Here is a 419-nt window from a genome sequence, read left to right as displayed (position 1 = left end):
GGTTTCAGCGAGGAGGAGCTCGATGTCTCCACCGAGGAGAACCAGCTTGTGATCCGCGGCCGTCAGGTGGAGCAGGGCGAGCGGGATTATCTTTATCGCGGCATTGCCTCCCGCCAGTTCCAGCGCACCTTCGTGCTGGCCGACGGCATGCAGGTCCTCGGCGCCGGCCTGAAGAACGGTCTGCTCTCCGTCGATCTAATTCGTCCGGAACCGGCGCGGATGGTCAAGAAAATTAACATTTCGGTCTCACAGTAGCACAACGGTTTCCAGAACCGTTGGTCCCTTCTCCCGGAGGAACAGGAATGTTGATGAAAGAAGCCACGTCTCACTTGACCAAATCCGAGCTTGCCCACATCGGCAACGGCGAGGTCGCCTACATCAGAAAGATGCGCACCGAAGAGGTCGCCAAGTGCTTCCCA

At 58.5% G+C, this 419-nt stretch carries 2 protein-coding genes; both read left to right on the top strand.

What is annotated here, in order from left to right; all coding sequences use genetic code 11:
- On the top strand, nucleotides 1–255 hold a 255-nt coding region (locus tag AC5ZG1_RS44500), incomplete at its 5' end, for an Hsp20 family protein (RefSeq protein WP_496136584.1).
- 47 nt (nucleotides 256–302) lie between these two features.
- On the top strand, nucleotides 303–419 hold a 117-nt coding region (locus AC5ZG1_RS44495; protein WP_496136585.1), incomplete at its 3' end, for a DUF1150 family protein.

The sequence above is a fragment of the Bradyrhizobium sp. Leo78 genome (assembly GCF_059512425.1).
This window is presented reverse-complemented; position numbering and strand designations above follow the sequence as displayed.